We start from the raw sequence: 19,544 nt of genomic DNA on the forward strand, positions 1-19,544 counted from the left end.
CTCAGGCCTCCTTCGCTTTGCGAAAGCCGCGCATCATCACATTGGCGTCTCGCCCCACTTCCAACGCGGGCCCCAAGGCCAGATCGGCGACCCGGTGAAAGCTGCGCTTGGTCGTGGCCATGGCCACCGGGCTCCAGCCTGCAATGGTGTGCGCCATCTGCAGGGCCGTGTCCAACACCTGCGCATCCGGCACCACACGGTTGCACAAGCCCATGGCCTTGACACCTGGTCCATCCAGCGGTTCGGCCAGCGCCACCAGCTCAAAGGCCTGCTTGCGCCCCACCTGGCGCACCAGATTGGCCATCACCACCGCCGCAACGATGCCGTGCTTGAGCTCCGGATACCCAAAGCGCACGGTCTCCGACATCACCGCCAGATCGCAGGCAATCGCCAGCCCGGCCCCGCCGCCCAGCGCATTGCCCCGCACGGCCGAGATCACCGGCTTGTTCATCTGCGAGAACACCAGATGCAAGGCCGTCGTCAGATCAGCGCGGGCGGTCACCGCCTGCGGGTCTTCGGGGGTGAGTGCAGAAAACTCGGTCGTGTCGGCCCCTGCGCAAAACGACTTGCCCGCCCCGGTGAGCACCACGGCATGGATAGCAGGATCACGGTCTGCCGCGCGCAGGCCGTCGAGCAGTTCCTGGGTCAGCACGGTGTTGAGCGCATTGTGCTTTTCAGGGCGGTTCAACGTGAGGATGCGAACGGCACCACGGTCTTCCATCAAGAGATGTTGCATAGCGGATCAGAGCGGTTGGTTGTCAAAGTGGTTGTGGGGGGCGGCCAGTTCCATGCCCGCCAGGCGCGTGCTGGCCTGCGCCAATTCCTGCACCAGTTGCGCCATTACCTGCGCAGCGGGTTGGATCTGCGAGACCAGGCCAGCCGACTGCCCCAGCTCGACCTTGCCCCATTCAATATCCCCGTCCAGCGCCGCTTGCTTGAGCGAGCTCTTCTTGAACAAGGCGTCGTAATCGTCCTGCGCGATCTGGTCGCGCTCGGCATCAAAAATGGCCTGGGCAAAGGCATTGCGCAAACCCCGCACCGGAAGGCTTCTGCGCCCGATCAACGCCGTGTCGTGCACATCGGCTGCCAGCACCGCCGCCTTGTAGTGGTCATGCACGGCCGCTTCGTCCGTCAGCAAAAAGCGTGTACCCAACTGCACCGCATCGGCACCCAGCGCGAGCAAGGCCGCAATGCCCCAACCATCGGCCACCCCGCCACCGGCAATCACCGGAATCGACACCTCCTGCAGCACACGGCGTACCGTCACCAGCGTGCTCACCTCATTGGCAGGCGGATGGCCACCGGCTTCAGCGCCCACGACCACCAGCGCATCCACACCTGCAGCCTCGGCCTTCCTGGCGTGTTCCAACGTCGATACCACCTGGATCCACACAGCGCCATAGTCCCGAAAACGCGGCAGCTGCGCCTTGGGGCCCCCTTGCGAGGCAATCACCACCGGCACCTGGCGTGCCACCATCGCATCCAGAATCTCCGCCGCCTGGGGCCGGTACAACGGAATGTTCACCGCATAGGGCTTGTCGGTCGCAGCAGCCAGTGCATCGAGGGTGCGGATGAAGTCCTCCAGGCGCAGCGGCCCTGCCGCCAGCACTCCTAGCCCCCCCGCGTTGGAGACCGCCGCTGGCAGTGCCACATTCGATGATGCCCAGCTCATGCCCGCCTGCACGATGGGGTGCCGTATACCCAGCAGGCGGGTGATCCGATTCGCCATGAGAACTCCGTGAAATCCAAAAGTAGTTGAAACTTTAAACTACTTTTATGCAGGCTACAAGACCCTTTCCAACAATCGATCTGAAAAAATTCTCCGACTTCTCTCCAATGAGAAATGCCCAACAAGTTGACAAATGAAACTAGATACTGGATATCATCAACTTTTTTGACGAGCCTTTATTCCGGAAAATGGCACTTGCACCGGGGTCCGAAAGATCTGCGCGTTCCATGCAGAGAACATGCGGGCGCCGCCATGCCGAGGCGTGCATCGCCGCCCCCGCAAATGCTCTGCGCGGCACACCGCAGGCTCGGTGCTACGCCAGTGGATGGGCTTTGAAGGAAGCTGCGTTGATGCAGCCGGTCTGCGCATTGCGGGAAGGGGACGGGCAGAACACACCCGGTTGAAGGCCGTAACGATGGCGGCGGTGGACACTGAGCGCAGCCACCCTCTCTGGTGAGGGCGTGCCCCGATGGTGGGATGCCTGTCGCACCCGGCCCAAAGCCCCCGGACCCGTGTGCAGGCCTTCAGTGCGAGAACTGTCTGCGCTCGAGGGTGCACATCGCCAGGCTGCGAATGCCTGGAAAGTCAAAGCACTCCAGCAGATTTTTTACCTCGGTCGCAAACACAGTGTCGGGGATGCCCTTAGCGTGGCGTTCAAGCCAATCGCCAATATCGCTGAGGCGGCCGTGCAGTGCCAAGTCGGCCAACTCACTCAGCGCACGGTCATCGAGCTCCGTCTGGCCAGCCAGAACCGACTGCAGTGTCTGCTCTCGAAGCGCCACCCTGCTTGGCCGGGACACCGTCCAGTCCGCCTCGGATGCAGGGATCGCGCGCACCGCCAGCACAAAGGAAAAGCGAGACCCTTTGCCCGGGGTGCTGGCAACGCTCAGGCTGCTGTTCATCGCCACGAGAATACGCTGTGCGATGAACAAACCCAGACCGGTGCTACCGCTGGTGGCCTGTAGCTGCTGGAATGCAGCAAAGATGTCCGTCCCCTGGTCGAGATCCATACCCATGCCGGTGTCGATGACCGCAAAATGCAACTCGCACACATCGCCATTCGCCTTGGCCTTCACATCCAGGGTCACTGAGCCGTCGCGCGTGAACTTGGCAGCATTGGCCAGCAGGTTCAGCAGCACTTGCTGCAGACGCCTGCCGTCCAGCGTGGCAAGTGGCGGTATGCGGTCAGGCGCGTGGTAGTGAAAGGCATTGTTCTGCTGCAGGCACAACGCAGTGGCGTATTCATGCACGTTGTCCAGCAGCAAGGGGAGATCAGTCGCGTCAGGGTGAATGGTCAAGGGCTGGAGTTCAGCCTTTGCATATTCCAGTAGCTCATCGATCAGCGAGAGCTGGTATTTGACGCTGCGCTGAATGGTTTGAATCAGCTTTTTTTGGTGCTCCGACGCCTGCGCCAGCAAGACGGCTGAATAGCCATCGATGGTCGCGAGTGGAGCGCGCAGATCATGGCTGACATAGCCCAGCACTTCGACTTTTTGGCGCTCGTTGTTTTTGGCGTCTTGCAGGGCAGCATTCAAGCTGGCATTCAGCGCCGATGCGTGCATGTTGCTGAACGCCAGCGCGTAGCTGGTGTGAATCACAATCATCCCAAAAGCGAGCAAGGTCTGGACATTTCCCGAGTCCATAAAGATTTTCGGCATCGGGAAAAAGGGCGTGAAGATGATGCGTGCACTGTGAAACAGCAGGGACAGCACCGTGATCACCAGCACCTCGGGGTTGACGCCCGCGCCTCGCTCTCGGCGGACCTCCATCAGCACCAGGAGCGTTGCCGACACCAACAGCGCCTGGGCTGCGCTATACACGTAGACACGTGCGGACGTGCTGTAGTCAATTTGAGAAAAATACAGAATCAGGACAGTTTCGACCGCCAGCACCAGCAGCATCCAGGTCTGCCACAAACGGCGCCTGTCGAAAAACAGGCATATGCCGATGTGAAACAGAAAAGTGCTGAGCGTGGTACAGAGATTCCCGATCGAGATCGCAAAGAAATCCGGGATGAGCTTCTGCGACGTCAACAGCAACGCGCCCGTACCGAACGCAAAGAAACCGGCACTCCAAAACAGCAGATACCGCAATCTTTCCCGGTTCCACAGCAGCCACATGCCGATGCCGAGCGCCAGATTGACGAGGGCGCAAAAGATTGCCGCCGTGGGGAGATTCAGATTCATCAGGGGACCTGCTTGAGCAAAGGGGCTGCAGGGCACGCCGTCAAGGACTTGGTCATACGGGCAGGCCGAAGGAATTTCAATCGATGAGGGCCATCCTCAGCCGCCTCGCCAACGTGGAACATGTCTTTTCGGAGAGCCCTCTGGGCGTTGCAGAACCCATCCAAAGGGCAGGCATGGGCTCGGCACAGCGGCAAAGGCCAACCCTCTTATGCAGCGCAGAGGGTCATCCGCCGCTCATTGTCACCGCGCGCCGAAAATTGCGCTGTCATGAAACGCACACACCGCCCGCCCCCCGGGGGTTGCGCGCAGTCTGCGCGCGGCGGCAACCACCATGGCGCTGGTGTCATAGTCGCCGGGCAGCCTGTTACGAGCCACCTGATCGCTCCCCCGTCACATCTCATCAATCGCCGTACTCCCCACCCCGCTCTGCGCCGCAGCCAGGCCTTCCCCCGCCTCAATCGCAAAGCGCTCGCGGCAGTTGATGTAAAAGCTCGCGCCAAAGCGCCCGACCGGGAAGAACTCCTGCAGGCGTACCCGCCATTTTTCGGTGTCGACCAGGCCGTCGCGCACGGCCAGCCATTGCACCCGGCCGATGAAGACGTAGCGGCTGGGGGTTTCCAGCGTTTCGTGCAGCACACATTCGAAGGCGACGGGGGCTTGCACGATGCGTGGCGGGCGCACGCTTTGGGAAGGGGTGGCTGTCAGGCCCGTGTGGTCCAGTTCACTCTCGTGCGGGGCCAGGCGGTCGCCGCAGCGGTGCATGGCGGCGGCCATCGCTTCGTCGGCGATGTGCACCACAAACTCCTTGTCGCGCAGGATGTTGGTGGCAGTGTCTTTCTGCGCGGTGTCCTGCAGCTTGTTCACGCTCAGCATCACCACCGGCGGGTCCTCGCCCATCATGTTGAACATGCTGAAAGGGGCGGCGTTGACGGTGCCATCTGCGCCCAGGGTCGTCACCAACGCAATGGGGCGCGGCACGATCAGGCTGGCCATCAGCTTGTAGCGTTCGTAGGTGCCCAGCTGGGCAAAGTCGATCTCGGTCATGGGCGTTTTCTCATCGTCTGGATGGCGCATTTTGCTTGCAATTGCCATGCCGGGCCGCCCGCGCGCCAGTAGCCGATCAAGCATGTATACAAGCTGCACCAAGCGGATGCGCGGCCATGCATCGGCGCGTGCACGCGGATCCATTCACCACCCTGCATTTGCACCAGCCTGGTGCAACAAAGCCCGCCTACAGGAGCTTACAAACTGGCACCGATCTTGCAAACGACCTTGTATGCAACATCGGAGGACCCCCATGCACAAGCGCAGTTTTCTGAAGACCACCATCGCCGCTCTGGCGCTGTCCTGGGGTGCAGCCCAGGCGGCAGATACGCCCATCAAGTTCCAGCTCGATTGGCGCTTTGAGGGGCCGGCCGCCTTCTTCCTGCAGCCGGTCGCACAAGGCCTGTTCAAGGCCCAGGGCCTGGATGTCACGGTGGATGCCGGCAATGGCTCCGGCGGTGCGGTGCAGCGCGTGGCATCGGGCACCTACGACATGGGTTTTGCCGACCTGGCCTCGGTGATGGAGTTCCATGCCAACAACCCCGACGCGCCCAACAAGCCGGTCGCCGTCATGGTGGTCTACAACAACACGCCGGCCTCGGTGATGGCGCTCAAGAAGTCGGGCATCAAGACCCCCGCCGATCTGAGCGGCAAGAAGCTGGGCGCGCCGGTGTTCGATGCCGGGCGCAAGGCCTTCCCGATTTTTGAGAAGGCCAATGGCGTCAGCAACGTGGCCTGGACGGCGATGGACCCGCCCCTGCGCGAAACCATGCTGGTGCGCGGCGATGTGGATGCCATCACCGGCTTTACCTTTACCAGCCTGCTGAACCTGGAGGCGCGCGGCGCCAAGGCTAGCGATGTGGTGGTGATGCAGTACGCCGACTATGGCGTCAAGCTTTACGGCAACGTGATCATCGCCAGCCCCAAGATGATCCAGGAGCGGCCCGAGGCGATCAAGAAGTTCCTGACCGCCTTTGCCCAGGGTGCCAAGGGCGTGATCGCCAACCCGGCCCAGGCGATCCAGTCCGTCAAGGCGCGTGATGGCATCGCCAATGTGGCGCTGGAGACGCGCCGCCTGCAGCTGGCGATCGACACCGTCATCAACAGCGCCGATGCCCGCAAGGAAGGCTTTGGCCGCCTCGACAGCAGCCGCCTGAGCCTGATGGCCGCGCAGGTCTCGGACGCCTATGGCACGAAGACCCGCGTCAAGGCCGAAGACGTCTGGAACGGCAGCTTTCTGCCGCCCGCCAACGTGCTTGATGTGCTCCCCAAAAAGTAAGCCGTCCCAAGCCTCTCCTCCCCCTTTGCCCCCACCACCTGACGAGACCATCCCGTGAAAAAACGCAGCTTTCTCCACGCCTCCCTGGCCCTGCTGGCTGCCGCCAGCACCTGCAGCGCACTGGGCCAGCCGCTGACGCCGCTGAAGTTCCAGCTCGACTGGCGCTTTGAAGGCCCGGCCGCCCTCTTTGTGCACCCCGAACAAAAGGGCTACTTCAAGCAAGCCGGTTTGGATGTGACGGTGGAAGCGGCCAGCGGCGCAGGCGCGATCCAGCGCGTGGCATCGGGCACGCATGACCTGGGCTTTGCCGACCTGGCCGCGCTGATGGAATTCCATGCCAACAACCCCGATGCGCCGATCAAACCCGTGGCCATCATGGTGATCTACAACACCACGCCCGCATCGGTGATGGCGCTGAAGAAATCGGGCATCACCAAGGCCAGCGACCTGACCGGCAAGAAGATGGGTGCGCCGATTTTTGATGCCGGGCGCCGCACCTTCCCGATCTTTGCGCAGGCCAATGGGGTGGGTGCCGTTCAGTGGACGACGATGGATCCACCGCTGCGCGAAACCATGCTGGTGCGCGGCGATCTGGATGCCGTCACCGGCTACACCTTCACCAGCCTGCTCAATCTGGAGGCGCGTGGCATCAAGGCCGAAGACGTGGTCGTGCTGCCCTATGCCACCCATGGCGTGCAGCTCTACGGCAATGTCATCATCGCCAGCCCCAAGCTGATCGCCGAGAAGCCCGAAGCGGTGCGCGCCTTCCTCAAGGCCTTTGCCAAGGGAGCCAAGGAGGCGATTGCCGATCCGCAGGCCGCCATCGCCTCGCTCAAGGCCAAGGATGGCCTGGTCAATGTGCCGCTGGAGGTGAAGCGCCTCAAGCTCACCATCGACACCGCCATCGACAGCAAGGGCGCGCGCGAAGAAGGCTTTGGCCAGCTGCGCACCGAACGCCTGGGCCTGATGGCCGAGCAGGTCGCCAAGGCCTACGAGACCAAGAACCCTGTGCCCGCCCAAGCGGTCTGGAACGGCACCTTTCTGCCCAGCGCTGCCGAGCTGGACATCCTCCCCAAGCGCTGATCTTGCCGCCTGCAGGGTGCTGCCCGCGCCCTGCCCTTTTGAAGACGATTGCACCCTATGACGGCCTCCCTCCAAGACCCTGCCTTTGTTGAGTTTCGCGATGTCTGGCTGGCTTACAACGACGAGTTGCAGGCCAAGAACCAGTTCGCCGTCGAAGCCATTGACCTGCAAGTGCGCCGTGGCGAGTTCATCGCCATCGTCGGCCCCTCGGGCTGCGGCAAATCCACGTTCATGAAGCTGGCCACCGGCCTGCGCATGCCCAGCATCGGCAAGATCCGCATCGATGGCCAGCCCGTCACCGGCCCGCTCAAGATATCGGGCATGGCCTTCCAGTCGCCATCGCTGCTGCCCTGGCGCACCACGGTCGACAATGTGCTGCTGCCGCTGGAGATCGTCGAGCCCCACCGCAGCCAGTTCAAGGCGCGGCGCCAGGAGTACGAGGAGCGCGCCCGCCGCCTGCTGCAAAAAGTCGGCCTGGCGGGCTATGAGGACAAGTTTCCCTGGGAGCTGTCAGGCGGCATGCAGCAGCGCGCCAGCATCTGCCGCGCGTTGATCCATGAGCCCAAGATGCTGCTGCTCGACGAGCCGTTTGGCGCCCTCGATGCCTTCACCCGCGAGGAGCTGTGGTGCATCCTGCGCGACCTGCATGCCGAGCAGCAGTTCAACGTCATCCTCGTCACGCATGACCTGCGCGAATCCGTGTTCCTGGCCGACTCCATCTACGTGATGAGCAAAAGCCCCGGCCGCTTTGTGGTGCGCCGCGATATCGACATTCCCCGCCCGCGCGATCTGGAGCTGACCTACACCAAGGAGTTCAGCGACATCGTGCATGAGCTGCGCGGCCACATCGGCGCGATGCGCAAGACCGGCACCGTGATCAACCAGTAAGCGCCCAGGCCCCTCTACCTTATGTACAAGCTCAACAACCCCAAGCTCGAACGCTGGTCGCCCTGGCTGCTGCTGGCCGCCGTGGTCATCGTCTGGCAAATCATCTGCTCGGCCTTCCAGGTGTCGGAGTTCATCTTCCCCAGCCCCTTGCTCATCTGGCAGCAATTTCTGGAGTTCCACACCACCATCGCCGCGCATGCCTGGCGCACCTTCTGGGTGACGATGGCCGGCTTTGGCGTCGCCATTGTCGTCGGTGTTTTGCTGGGCTTTTTGATTGGCAGCTCGCGCCTGGCCTATGCCGCCGTCTACCCGCTGATGACCGCCTTCAACGCGCTGCCCAAGGCCGCCTTTGTGCCCATCCTCGTGGTCTGGTTCGGTATCGGTATTGGCCCGGCCATCCTCACCGCATTCCTGATCAGCTTCTTCCCCATCATGGTCAACATTGCCACCGGCCTGGCCACGTTGGAGCCCGAGCTGGAAGACGTCCTGCGCGTGCTCGGTGCCAAGCGCTGGGATGTGTTGATCAAGGTCGGCCTGCCCCGGTCTCTGCCCTATTTCTACGGCTCGCTCAAGGTCGCCATCACCTTGGCCTTTGTGGGCACCACCGTGTCCGAGATGACCGCCGCCAATGAAGGCATTGGTTATCTGCTGATCTCCGCGGGCTCATCGATGCAAATGGGTCTGGCCTTTGCGGGCCTCTTGGTGGTGGGCGCGATGGCGATGGTGATGTACGAGCTGTTCAGCTTTGTTGAAAAGCGGACCACCGCATGGGCGCACCGAGGCGCGAACAACCACTAAAGCGGATCGCGGCCCTCGGGCTGAATCACAGCAAGCAAAACAAAGGGGCCCGTTCCATGAACGGCCCCTTGCGGTTTGGCGGCAGCGGCTAAATCTGCACCGCCCGGCCAATGAACTGGATCGGCCCGGTGGGCTTGCCAATCGGCGATCCGCCTGCCGGCTCCAAGGTCAGCTCAAACAACTGGTTGGGCTGCAGCGGTGGCAGCTTATCGACGGGCACCTCAATCGCCTCACCCGGTTTGACGAGGCCCAGCGATACCGGAGCGCTCCAGCCATCGGCCTTGGTCCAGAACTGCAAGGACTTCTCGGCCGGCACCACATCGCTGCCCAGCGGCACCAAGCGCAAACGGTCGGCGGCCTGGGCCTGCACCAGCCAGCCAGGGGCCTGGCTTTGCGGCGCGGCCAGCACCACAAAGTAGCGGGCAGGGCCAGGCGTGGGGGTGGGGCCCAGCACCAGCACACCGGCCAGCACGGCGGCGGCAGCAAAACCGCTGCCGGCCAAACCGCGCCACAGCGCCAGGCTGTCCCAATCCCACCAACGGCGTGGCGCTGCAGCAGCGGCCCGTTGCGGCTCGGCCGCTGGCCACAGGCTGGCGGCAATGCGCGGCCACAGGCCCATGCTGGGCTCCTGCGGTGGGGCAAGGCTAGTCAAGGGCTGCAGGCGCTGCTCCCAGGCATCCACGGCGGCGCGCAACGCAGCATCCTGCGGCAGCCGCTCTTCAATCGCGCGGCGCTCTGCCGCATTCTGCGTGCCCAGCACATACTGGCCGGCCAGGGTCTGCAGGTCGTCCGGGCTGTCGCCTTCGGGCGGCAAGGTATTGGGGGTATCGGCGCTCATTGCATGCATTCCCGCAGGGCGCGCAGGCCCCGCTGTATCCAGGCTTTGACGGTTCCCAGCGGGGCCTGCACCCGCGCTGCAATCTCACTGTGGCTGCAGCCATCCACATAGGCATGCAGCAGGCATTCACGGCGCTGCGGCTCCAGCCCTTCCAGGCACTGGCCCAGGCGGCCCAGCTGCGCCTGGCGGCTCAGCGCATCGCCCTCTTCCTGCCAGGCGGCCATTGCGGCGCTGGCTTCATGCGCTGCGGCGGCCGGCTCATCCAGCGCAGTCTCGCGGGCGCTGCTGCGCACCCGGTTCAATGCTGCGTGCCGAACAATGCTATAGATCCAGCCTCTAGCCGCACCCCGCGCCGCATCAAAACTGTGGGCCTTGCTCCAGATCGCCACAAAGGCATCGTGCAGCACATCCTCGGCTGCCGCCCGGTTGCGCACTATGCGCAAGGCCACCCCCAGCAGATAACGCGATTCTTGCTCGTAAATACGCTGCAGCGCATGGCGGTCGCCACGCGCGCAAGCTTCTAGCGCCAAGGCATGGTCAAAACTGTCGTCGGTCACAAAAGCGGCTGGCGGCATGTAGGTAGATGGGGGGAAGAAGGAGCAAGACGTCCTTCTTCCAGTGTAGCCGCTAGAAAACAAAAGATTACATAAGACTTAGAGTCATGAAGACAACCCAGCAAACCGAAGGTTTGCGGTTGAGGCTGGGCGCCCCCGACAAGGCATCAAGCCGCAGACAGTACAGACGTACGGCAAGGCTTGAAAAACGAAGTATCAAGGGTTGTGTTTGTGACTCTTAGACCGGCTTCCAGAAGATGTAATCTGCTTGATACTGCACCACGGCCTTCTGGCCCTTTTGCGCAGCGGTGCAAGGCTTGTCAGCAGGCGCCACGCCGCCCTTCAATGCCACGCGCTGGATATGGCTCACGCCCACCAATGCACCACTGCCGGTCGCAGGGTTGGCCTTTACCAGCTGGTAGGGCAGATTGCCGGCACCCGATGGCGCCACGGCCAGCTGGGTTGCCGTCAGCTTGGAGCCATCATTCGCTTCCCAGGTGGCGGGTGGGCCATAGTAGCGGCCCACCGTCTTGCCAGCGCGGTCCTTCAGCACGGCATCCGGGCCCACAAACACCCATTCGGTCTGCCCGGGGGCATTCGCCTTGTCACGGCATTCGTAGGTGATGTCACCGCTGCCTACCGTCTCCCAGGCCACCTTGTGGCCCGCTGGCACCTGGATGGCCGCTGGCAGGGATTCCTGCGAGAAAGCCGTCTCCTTTTTATGCATCGAACCGCAGGCGGTGAGCAGGCCGATGGAGGCCACGGCGGTGGCGATGGCGGCAATACGGGGAGCTGTGCGAGAGGTCAACATACGAGTTCTCCTAAGTAAAGGGGGACAGGACGGGAGTAAAAACAGCGCTGTTTGGTGTGTGCTGTCAGGACCCTCTGCAAAACCCTCGCCTGGTGGAATGGATGCGGATCGGGATGAGGCGCAAGGCGTCTTTCACAGTCAATAGCACGCTATAGACAAAGAAGACAACGCAGCGGATCGCCCGAGACCGCGTTCAGGACAAGGCAGGGAGTTTTGCAGAGGGTCCTTGGCTGTACTAGCCGCGAGCCATACGAATGGATGCAGTGGATGCAAATTTTTTTTTGCGCTGCCTGCACCGCCCCTGCGCCACCCCGCTCAAAAATTTTTTCACCACCGGTTGAATCCACTGCGCCATCCGCTGCGTATTCCAAGCAGCCGCAACGTTTTTCGGCTGTTCATCCACACGCAAGGAGCATCTCATGGCCTCGATCCAAAGTACGCGCAAACTGGTCTCTTATGGCATGGCATTCATGGTCGCAAGCACATCCATGGCGGCGATCGCCAAAGACGTGATGGTGGGCGGTGCGCCCATGCTGCCGACCAAGGACATCATCGACAACGCCGTCAACTCCAAGGACCACACCACCCTGGTCGCAGCCGTCAAGGCAGCGGGCCTGGTCGACACCCTCAAGGGCCCCGGCCCCTTCACCGTGTTTGCCCCCACCAATGCAGCCTTTGCGGCCCTGCCCGCCGGCACCGTAGACAACCTGCTCAAGCCCGAGAACAAGGGCACGCTGACTACCGTGCTGACCTACCACGTCGTCGCCGGCAAGTGGGACGCCGCCGCAATCAGCAAGATGATCAAGGATGGCGGCGGAATGGCCAGCATCAAGACCGTCAGCGGTGGCACCCTGGTCGCCAAGGCCCAGGGCGGCAAGGTCACGCTGACGGACGAGAAAGGCGGCACCGCCACCGTCACCATCCCCGATGTCTACCAATCGAATGGCGTGATCCATGTGATCGACAAGGTGCTGCTGCCTCAATAAGGCTGGCATCCGATGATGGGGCCGCAGCCGTTGCAGTACATGCAGGGCTGCGGTAACCAGACACCACCTCGCTGCCGGCCGCTAATAGGGGCCTGCGGCTTTGGCGTTGGTGTGCTCTGCTTGTGCAGGCTTGCGGCAAGCCGATGGCCCCGCTGCAGCAGATGCTGCGAGCGCATCTACACAAGCCAGCCGCTTGGCCAACACCCGGCATAGCCATCCATTGCGCCTAAGGCGCAGGCGTCGCCCTTTGGCTGGAGTACAGTAAGCGCCATCTTGCGGCCTGGCAGCAGCCAGCGCCCACTCCCACAAACCAGCTCCTGCCCACGCATGCCGATCTCCTTCACGCCCGTCAAGGCCGCCAACTCCCTCGCCGACCAAGTGGCCCAGGCGCTGGAGGCCAGCATTCGGCAAGGGCAAATGCAACCCGGTGACCGCCTGCCCACAGAGCTGTTGTTGGTCGCGCAGTTTGGCGTAAGCCGAACAGTGGTGCGAGAGGCGCTGTCCCGCCTCAAATCCAGCGGCCTGGTCGCCTCCCGCCAAGGCAGCGGCGTCTTCGTGCAAGCGCCCCGGGCCGAACCGCTGGACCTGGAAAAAGGCCACGCCGCCTCGCAAGAGGCCGTCATCCAGATCGTAGAAGTGCGCCGCGCGCTGGAGGCCGAAGTGGCAGAACTAGCAGCAGCCCGCCGCAGCACCGCCGATCTGCGCCGCATCCGCGCGGGCGTCAAGGCCCTGGCCAAGGCGGTGGCCAATGGCCAAGACGGCGTAGCCGAAGACGTCGCCCTGCACCGCGTCATCGCCCAGGCCTCCGGCAACCCGTTTCTGCTCAGCACCTTGGATTACCTGGCGCAGGTGCTGGCGGGTGCGACGCGCATTACCCGCGCCAATGAGGCGCGGCGGCAGGACTTTGCCGCTGCGGTGACGCAAGAGCATGCGCGGATTGTGGAGGCGATTGAGGCGGGGGATCCGGCGGCTGCGCGGGCGGCAGCGACCGCGCATATGAATAACGCGATTGACCGGATCCGGCAGGCGGATCCGGCGTTCTGGCGGCAGGATGGGGAGCGGTTGGCGAGGGTGTTGTTGGGGGCGAAGGGCTGATCCTGTAAAACTAGCGTCAACCTAAGCCATCCAATATGCAGCGGAGATCGTTCCGAAGAGTTTGCCAACCCTCATTTTCATACGCCAACCCATCAGTCACGGACATGGGAAAGAATAGATCTTGATCGGCATTCAACTGTTGGAATCTTTATATCGTCAAGTGCATCGAGGCATCCTGTGAAGGTCAGTTAATCATAGACCTCAAGGCGACGATCGTGAAATCCAATCCTAAGTACCACAATGACTTCGCTAATGAGAATCACTTTTCCGATGGTTGATGGGATCATCGGCTCGCACCCGATCTCCTCCCGCCCAGTGTCGTTCCAATATCGTTAATCTTCAGAGCAACACCTAGCGCAATTGTGATGACAAGATCTTGCGGTGCAACACGCAGGAAGACCCACGCCTTCGTATGCTAAAACAATCTCGAAGGTTCTACCGAATCCCATCAATTCATAGTTTGACTGGACTGGGGAGATCGATCGCGTCTATGCTATTCGCTTCGGCGTGCAGCCACCTAATGTGAGGCTCTCTCGGTCTAGCCGGCGCTAGGCTAAGCTCAGAAGCTGATGGAATTCTCCCTAAGATTGAAAAATTCCATCGAGTTGCAATTAGTGCAAGTAAATTCAAAAAAATTAAAATACTGCTCCAGCAAAAGATGTGACACCCATCAACCAGCCAGCACCTATCAGCGTTGAAAGTCGACCCTAGATTGATCTTAGATATGATCCATCCTCACAGCGATTCATAGGTATCTAAACCATGTCATCTGTGCCATTGACAACTCAGCTATCACTTCAGCGACTTGCAGTGATGTCGGCGAAGCATCCTATCCGAAGGGGGATAGTGTTGCACTATATATCTAATAGAGACTGAGATACTGAAACAAGTTTAGCCTTTTAAATCCATATATCCCACAATTTTTACCGTATGCTATGCAACTCCATTACAATGGGTTACCGATTTGCAAAAGTAATTGTTCACTGAGGCTGAAGCTTAAAATTTAGCGTAACGAAATTCAATACATAGAAATGGAAAAATCAGCACAATGAACTTCAAAATTTCAAGTATAAAAGCGTGGCGCCCTGCCGAAATATATAAACTTGTTTCTCAAATCAGCAATAAAGAGAAAAGAAATCTACTAAGAGGTTATTGTTCAAAACCCGTAGTAGGAATACAAGACGCAAACTCCATCCGCAAAGGGTGCACCAGCAAAGACAGCATGGTGATAGCAGCAATACTAAAAGGCCCGAATGGACTACTAAATGAGAAAAATACTCATCACAAAAAGAAAAGTGAAGATATTTTCCGTTTAACGGGAATTACTCCATTACTCTGGAAAAGCGAACTCTGCTACACCATCGGATACATAAATTCCCATAAAAAGCACGCTTTAGAATTAATAAGACATATCCGCAACTTGGTTTTTATAGAGTCAATGAGCTCATTAGAGACCTTAAATGCAATAAAGTCTCTCAGTGGTGAAACAGGAGCATCCAACTTCCTATCTTTTAAACTTGCATATCTCCGAAGTGCAAGAGACTTAAATGCTCATGAGATGGATATTATCGATGAAATCGAAGATGATATATCTCATAGAGAAAATCCTGGATTTCATTTCAGCGCTCTAGAAAATATAAGCTCACGCATATCCCTTTTCTTAGTAGCAAGACGCCGAGTCAGTGGACTTGTGGGCCGGGTAGATGGCGATATTAGAAAAGCGGTGTCGCTAAGTAACTTTGCACCTACCCCATTAGACAATGATGATCTAGCTGGTTATTTACTGCGTGCATCAGAATCAAGTTTAATAGATGCAATTCACTCGCTCATCGTTATATTAAATCTACCAGACTATAAACTATGCCACATAGAAATCAAAAACAGGCTCGATGAGTCAATTAACACAGCACTATCAGAATTAATTGAATACTCACAAAAGGAAATTGATGGCGTTCTGGTAACTCAACACTACGAAGATAACAACCTCGACAGTTACCCAACATTAGAATTATATAGGGTATCAGCGGCCTTTTTAGAACGAAAAAGCATAGCCATTTTCAGAAACAAAATAGACAAAGTCATAGGTGCACGTTTACTTTCCGAAATTGTCGATGGGAAAATTGCTGATATTTCACTACCATTTGATGATAAAGACATACTTCTATCACCTGATTCATCTTTTATAGCAGAATCCACTCCTATCGTTCTTGATCCATTTTACAGAACATACCTTTTCCTGCGCTTTCTCGGAAATAGATCAAATATTCTTTTACTAACCAAAGACGAAATTCGTTTTATCTTTGAAAATACTGTGGGGCTGGAGGCCCTTCTTACGGAAGACGAGATGCGAGCGCTATATACCACGGCACCCACCGAAGCAAGAAGCTTAGTTGGGGTACTAGCACTAGCACTATATCGAAAAAAATCTGTAGATCCGGATGTTGATTTCGAATTCAGAACGGATTTGGTCTCTCATGTAAAGACAGAGCACAAAGGAAATATCCTTCACTTTATCGAATATTTGCTGAGTGACTCACCACAAGTCGCCAACTATATTGTCGGAAGCCTTGATGAAGTTACGCTTGAAAAGCTATATTCGCTTGTAATGAATGTATCACAAGCTTCAAGCATCAGAAGTGATATTTTAAGGGCAGTAGGTCACAGATTAAACAGAATCGAATATTTTATAGAAGCTGATTCTATTACAACGCGGACAAAAGTTGCCAAACTTCAGCAATATTTTGACAATAGTCGAATGTATGTGGATAGTGTAGCGATGAAGAAATGGCTCGACACTAACCCTACCATTTCCACGGAACAATATCGCTCACTCTATCCGCAGGTGGAAGCAGAAATTTCGTCTATTGGAGGAGGTAACTCCAGTGAAGACGGACTTGTGATAATTCGATTAAATAGTCAAAACGAATACCTGGTCACACAAATTGCGGCAGATGCATTTGAGCAGTTTTGTTTAAACCCAGAATTTGGCATTCAATCATATCTTGGTCGCAGAATACGACACAATACTCTGGATGGAGTCACAACAGATGCAATCGATTCAGTGCTAACAAACCCGCAATATACAGCTGTAATGACCAACGCAAATATGAGGCATACAGTCGCAGGATGGATGGATGCTTATCGAGGAATAATTACAAGATTAAAAAAAGATTATCTTCAATTCAAATCAAACTCTTCACTATTTCGATCAACACTTGATTTGGAAGACTCTGTAACAAAAGAAAATCTAAGAAGCCTTACGAATACATTGCAAACATCGGGCGGCAGAGAATTGATGAATGAACTGCTTATAGCATATTGCTGGAATCAGATCGGTCCACAACTCGAAAATGCAGCAAGATTCATTCGTACATCGTTATTACGCGAAGCAAATGCATCTATCGACAAGTATTTCTCAGGCTACCATGGAACGCTTGAGAACAAAATGAAGGCTGAACTTCATGAAGCGGTCAACGACATTTTCAAGAAGGTAGCTGATTGGTTTCAGGTTCCGCAAACCGGATATATTTCAGCATCAGTTAGAGAACTATGCGAAATTATTAGCAATGATCTGAATCGAAGTCTTCCATTAATTTTCAGCGGGAATTCGACCGAAACAAAATACACTGGCATAAGTGTGCATCGTCTCTATGATTGTGTAGCAGTACTTATTCAAAACGCGGTGAAGCACGGGGCTGGCGACGCACCAATTGAGGTCGTTGTAGAAGCAAATCCAATAGGTGCTTCGGCTGCACTGGAAAGTGTAACTGTTGATATTATCTCATCAATACCACATGAAAAATTTGAAGAAACACAGGATCGCATCATAAAAGCAGTCAATTCAGTCGAGAGCAGTGCGGATATGGTCACAGAAGGCTATACGGGAATAAAAAAGATTAAATTTATAACTCGTACTAGTGAGGGATATAACACCTTGAGATGCAATCCTATTCCGGCAGAGTCAAGAATAAGTTTGGGATTCTCGATAAAAGGAGAATTGGCTGCACAAAAAAACGAAACTAAGGAAATGCAATGAAACTTCTACTCGTTGAAGACGAGCCGCATAAACGCGACGAGCTGGTTGAATGTATTAATGAAGTTTTTCATGCGGATCCAGAGATAGTTGATAGCGTAAGTCAAGCAGTCCTTAACGTAATGAGCGAACAGTACGATCTAATCGTATTAGATATGGCGCTATCTACTTTCGGGGAAAGTGCGGATGATCGACAGAAAGGTCATGACCAAGCACAAGGCGGCATCGAAGTCCTGAGAGCTTTGAAATTAAAAGGTAAGGTAGCGAACATTATCATTGTCACTCAATATCCTGATTTCTATATCGGGGGGGCAAAAGTAAAACTTAAAGATTCACCTAAAATAATTAAAACCAAATACAGTCAAAACATTATTGGAGCAATACTTTATCATTACAAATCAAAAGCAACTCTTCAAAAAATAAAATCTTTATTAAGAGCCAGCTTATGAAAATATTATTAATTGAAGATAACGATAAAAAACGCCGCGTGATTTCCAAATATCTGGAGTCCAAAGGAATTTCAAATGAAGATATCTTATATGCAAAAACAATGACGGATTTTTCAGCACATTTAGGTGCAGAAATTGGTTTGTTTATTATAGATTTCTATCTCCCATACATCGACGGAGGCGAAGCGCAGCCAAATGGAAAAGCAATACTTCAATCAATAATAAAAGCCGGCAAAACCGATGCTTTACTAATTGCAATAAGCTCATATCCGAATGAGTTTATTGAGCTAAGAAGCATGTATGAAGCGAATGGATGCATCTTAGCCAACTATGAAGAAAAACGCAGTTGGCAATCAACCCTCGACCACCTACTTGTTCAGCTCCGAAAGAATAAGCAATATGATTTTGTTATATTTTGCGCCTTACAAGAAGAAAGAAATCCATATGCTACGCTGCTGAATTGTCAGTCTACGGTTAGATCAGGCATTGACTGCTTAGATTTCACACTCCAAGGGAGAAGGGGAACCGCAGTTTTAATGCCTCAAATGGGATTGGTTAATGCAGCAATAACTGCGGCTGTTTGCATAGAACGTTTCCAACCAGCTTTGATCGGAATGAGCGGCATTTGCGGCGGATTTGCAACACGCGCAAATCTGGGACAATTGCTTATTTCAAGCATGGCATATGAATATCAGTCAGGCAAATGGTCAACTGATGGGTTCCTTCATGAACCATATCAAGTATCAACGGATCACATAACTCTTATACATCTGAGGACACTTGCAGCTTCAAATGATATTATTCGAACTCTCGAAGCAGGATTTGCAGGAGATAAACCAGATGTTGAGACAGCGCCAGAGGTATGCGTATTCACAAGTGGCTCGGCTGTAATTGCGAGCGAGACGTACTTGAATCAGGTAGCACTAATACATCGTAAAGTAGCAGCGCTCGATATGGAAGTCTATGCTATAAAAAGGGCTGCTGAGTTATCTACTTCTAAGCCGCCCTGTATATGTGCCAAAACTGTTGTTGACCTATGTGGCGCAGCTAAAAATGATAAGCTTCACGCTTACGGTAGCTTTATATCTGCAAAATTTATGATATCTGCAGTTCAAGAATATTTTGAGAATATAAAATGAAAAATGATGCCATTTGTCTCGCAGAAACCGCAATAGATCACTATAAGAAGAAGGCAAACCACAACAAAAATGAATCTTTGTTTTGCTTTTCAATTATTGTTTTATTTAGTTTACTAAGTCCTATGTTTGTAATGCTAGGCAAGGATATTATCTTTGGAAAAATAGTTCCATCAAGTTTATCCTTAATGGTTGCCGCAAGTTCTGCTTGGTTGCAACTCAGGAAGCCGCAGCACCTTTGGTCTATATACAGAGACAGCCAAAGAAAAATTGAAGACGTATTATGTAAATATAATTTTTTCTTAGGAGATTTTAACGTAGCCGAGGCAGAAAGAAATCGCTTACTCGCCGAGCACACTCGAGCTATAAATTGGGAAACTCACACGCGATGGCTCCCGTTAGTTCCAAGCCCTGATTTAGCAATAAAAGTGTCAACAGACAATAAAATTTAGATCTTTTATGCACATCGACACACCAGAATATCAGAAATCAATCCCATTATCAACTAAATCACGCGAGTGCCAATTGGCTCTTTCACAATGAAATTTTAGACAAGACAGATATGGCAAATTGCCACTCATTAACGAGACAAACATCTTTCTAATCATATTCAGTTGAGAATAAAATCATTTTCC

Annotated in this window: 17 protein-coding genes; 10 read left to right on the plus strand and 7 right to left on the minus strand. The window is 55.6% G+C overall.

The features are described 5' to 3' along the window. Position 1 precedes the first annotated feature (1 nt). The 4 genes from ACCQ08_RS02345 to ACCQ08_RS02360 all read right to left on the minus strand — a co-directional run bounded on the left by ACCQ08_RS02345 (position 2) and on the right by ACCQ08_RS02360 (position 4,959). On the minus strand, positions 2 to 736 hold the full coding sequence (locus ACCQ08_RS02345) for an enoyl-CoA hydratase/isomerase family protein (protein ID WP_373448737.1): 735 nt from the start codon (positions 734 to 736) through the stop codon (positions 2 to 4). Between the two features lie 6 nt (positions 737 to 742). Beyond that, entirely contained in the window at positions 743 to 1,729 is a 987-nt protein-coding gene (locus ACCQ08_RS02350; RefSeq protein ID WP_373448738.1) for an NAD(P)H-dependent flavin oxidoreductase, read from the minus strand. 524 nt (positions 1,730 to 2,253) lie between these two features. Further along, on the minus strand, positions 2,254 to 3,915 hold the full coding sequence (locus ACCQ08_RS02355) for a sensor histidine kinase (protein WP_373448739.1): 1,662 nt from the start codon (positions 3,913 to 3,915) through the stop codon (positions 2,254 to 2,256). 390 nt (positions 3,916 to 4,305) lie between these two features. Next, complete coding sequence (locus tag ACCQ08_RS02360) at positions 4,306 to 4,959, minus strand: flavin reductase family protein (protein WP_312528993.1); 654 nt, start codon at positions 4,957 to 4,959, stop codon at positions 4,306 to 4,308. Between the two features lie 253 nt (positions 4,960 to 5,212). Here ACCQ08_RS02360 and ACCQ08_RS02365 point away from each other — a divergent pair, with 253 nt between their 5' ends. The 4 genes from ACCQ08_RS02365 to ACCQ08_RS02380 are packed head-to-tail and all read left to right on the plus strand — an operon-like array spanning position 5,213 to position 9,007. Further along, positions 5,213 to 6,238: an ABC transporter substrate-binding protein gene (locus ACCQ08_RS02365; RefSeq protein WP_373448740.1), complete on the plus strand. Its 1,026-nt coding sequence runs from the start codon at positions 5,213 to 5,215 to the stop codon at positions 6,236 to 6,238. Positions 6,239 to 6,292: 54 nt separating this feature from the next. Beyond that, positions 6,293 to 7,321, plus strand: coding sequence for an ABC transporter substrate-binding protein (locus tag ACCQ08_RS02370; protein ID WP_373448741.1), 1,029 nt, complete (start codon positions 6,293 to 6,295; stop codon positions 7,319 to 7,321). A 57-nt stretch (positions 7,322 to 7,378) separates the two neighbouring features. Next, entirely contained in the window at positions 7,379 to 8,209 is an 831-nt protein-coding gene (locus tag ACCQ08_RS02375; RefSeq protein ID WP_021027056.1) for an ABC transporter ATP-binding protein, read from the plus strand. A 21-nt stretch (positions 8,210 to 8,230) separates the two neighbouring features. After that, complete coding sequence (locus tag ACCQ08_RS02380) at positions 8,231 to 9,007, plus strand: ABC transporter permease (protein WP_312410315.1); 777 nt, start codon at positions 8,231 to 8,233, stop codon at positions 9,005 to 9,007. 88 nt (positions 9,008 to 9,095) lie between these two features. On the opposite strand, the gene ACCQ08_RS02385 is transcribed toward ACCQ08_RS02380, so the two are convergent. The 3 genes from ACCQ08_RS02385 to ACCQ08_RS02395 form a co-directional block, all read right to left on the minus strand. Beyond that, positions 9,096 to 9,845: an anti-sigma factor domain-containing protein gene (locus ACCQ08_RS02385; RefSeq protein ID WP_373448742.1), complete on the minus strand. Its 750-nt coding sequence runs from the start codon at positions 9,843 to 9,845 to the stop codon at positions 9,096 to 9,098. After that, a complete protein-coding gene (locus tag ACCQ08_RS02390) occupies positions 9,842 to 10,420 on the minus strand; it encodes a sigma-70 family RNA polymerase sigma factor (RefSeq protein WP_312410320.1) in 579 nt (192 codons plus the stop codon). The genes ACCQ08_RS02385 and ACCQ08_RS02390 overlap by 4 nt, the downstream gene beginning before the upstream one ends. Before the next feature lie 217 nt (positions 10,421 to 10,637). Beyond that, the gene (locus ACCQ08_RS02395; RefSeq protein WP_373448743.1) at positions 10,638 to 11,210 is read right to left on the minus strand and encodes a DUF3455 domain-containing protein; all 573 of its coding nucleotides are present in this window, start codon (positions 11,208 to 11,210) and stop codon (positions 10,638 to 10,640) included. A gap of 419 nt (positions 11,211 to 11,629) precedes the next feature. On the opposite strand from ACCQ08_RS02395, the gene ACCQ08_RS02400 reads away from it, so the two are divergent. The 6 genes from ACCQ08_RS02400 to ACCQ08_RS02425 all read left to right on the plus strand — a co-directional run bounded on the left by ACCQ08_RS02400 (position 11,630) and on the right by ACCQ08_RS02425 (position 19,361). Further along, on the plus strand, positions 11,630 to 12,196 hold the full coding sequence (locus ACCQ08_RS02400) for a fasciclin domain-containing protein (protein WP_312451544.1): 567 nt from the start codon (positions 11,630 to 11,632) through the stop codon (positions 12,194 to 12,196). A gap of 327 nt (positions 12,197 to 12,523) precedes the next feature. After that, on the plus strand, positions 12,524 to 13,291 hold the full coding sequence (locus ACCQ08_RS02405; protein ID WP_373448744.1) for a FadR/GntR family transcriptional regulator: 768 nt from the start codon (positions 12,524 to 12,526) through the stop codon (positions 13,289 to 13,291). A 1,048-nt stretch (positions 13,292 to 14,339) separates the two neighbouring features. Next, positions 14,340 to 17,327, plus strand: coding sequence for a hypothetical protein (locus ACCQ08_RS02410; RefSeq protein WP_373448745.1), 2,988 nt, complete (start codon positions 14,340 to 14,342; stop codon positions 17,325 to 17,327). After that, complete coding sequence (locus ACCQ08_RS02415) at positions 17,324 to 17,773, plus strand: response regulator (RefSeq protein ID WP_373448746.1); 450 nt, start codon at positions 17,324 to 17,326, stop codon at positions 17,771 to 17,773. Before ACCQ08_RS02410 ends, ACCQ08_RS02415 begins: the two co-directional genes overlap by 4 nt. Further along, entirely contained in the window at positions 17,770 to 18,912 is a 1,143-nt protein-coding gene (locus ACCQ08_RS02420; protein ID WP_373448747.1) for a nucleoside phosphorylase, read from the plus strand. The genes ACCQ08_RS02415 and ACCQ08_RS02420 overlap by 4 nt, the downstream gene beginning before the upstream one ends. Continuing rightward, positions 18,909 to 19,361, plus strand: a complete 453-nt coding sequence (locus ACCQ08_RS02425; RefSeq protein ID WP_373448748.1) for an SLATT domain-containing protein — start codon at positions 18,909 to 18,911, stop codon at positions 19,359 to 19,361. The genes ACCQ08_RS02420 and ACCQ08_RS02425 overlap by 4 nt, the downstream gene beginning before the upstream one ends. Positions 19,362 to 19,544: the final 183 nt, after the last annotated feature.

This window comes from Comamonas sp. SY3, from assembly GCF_041730275.1.
Classification (GTDB): domain Bacteria; phylum Pseudomonadota; class Gammaproteobacteria; order Burkholderiales; family Burkholderiaceae_C; genus Comamonas; species Comamonas sediminis.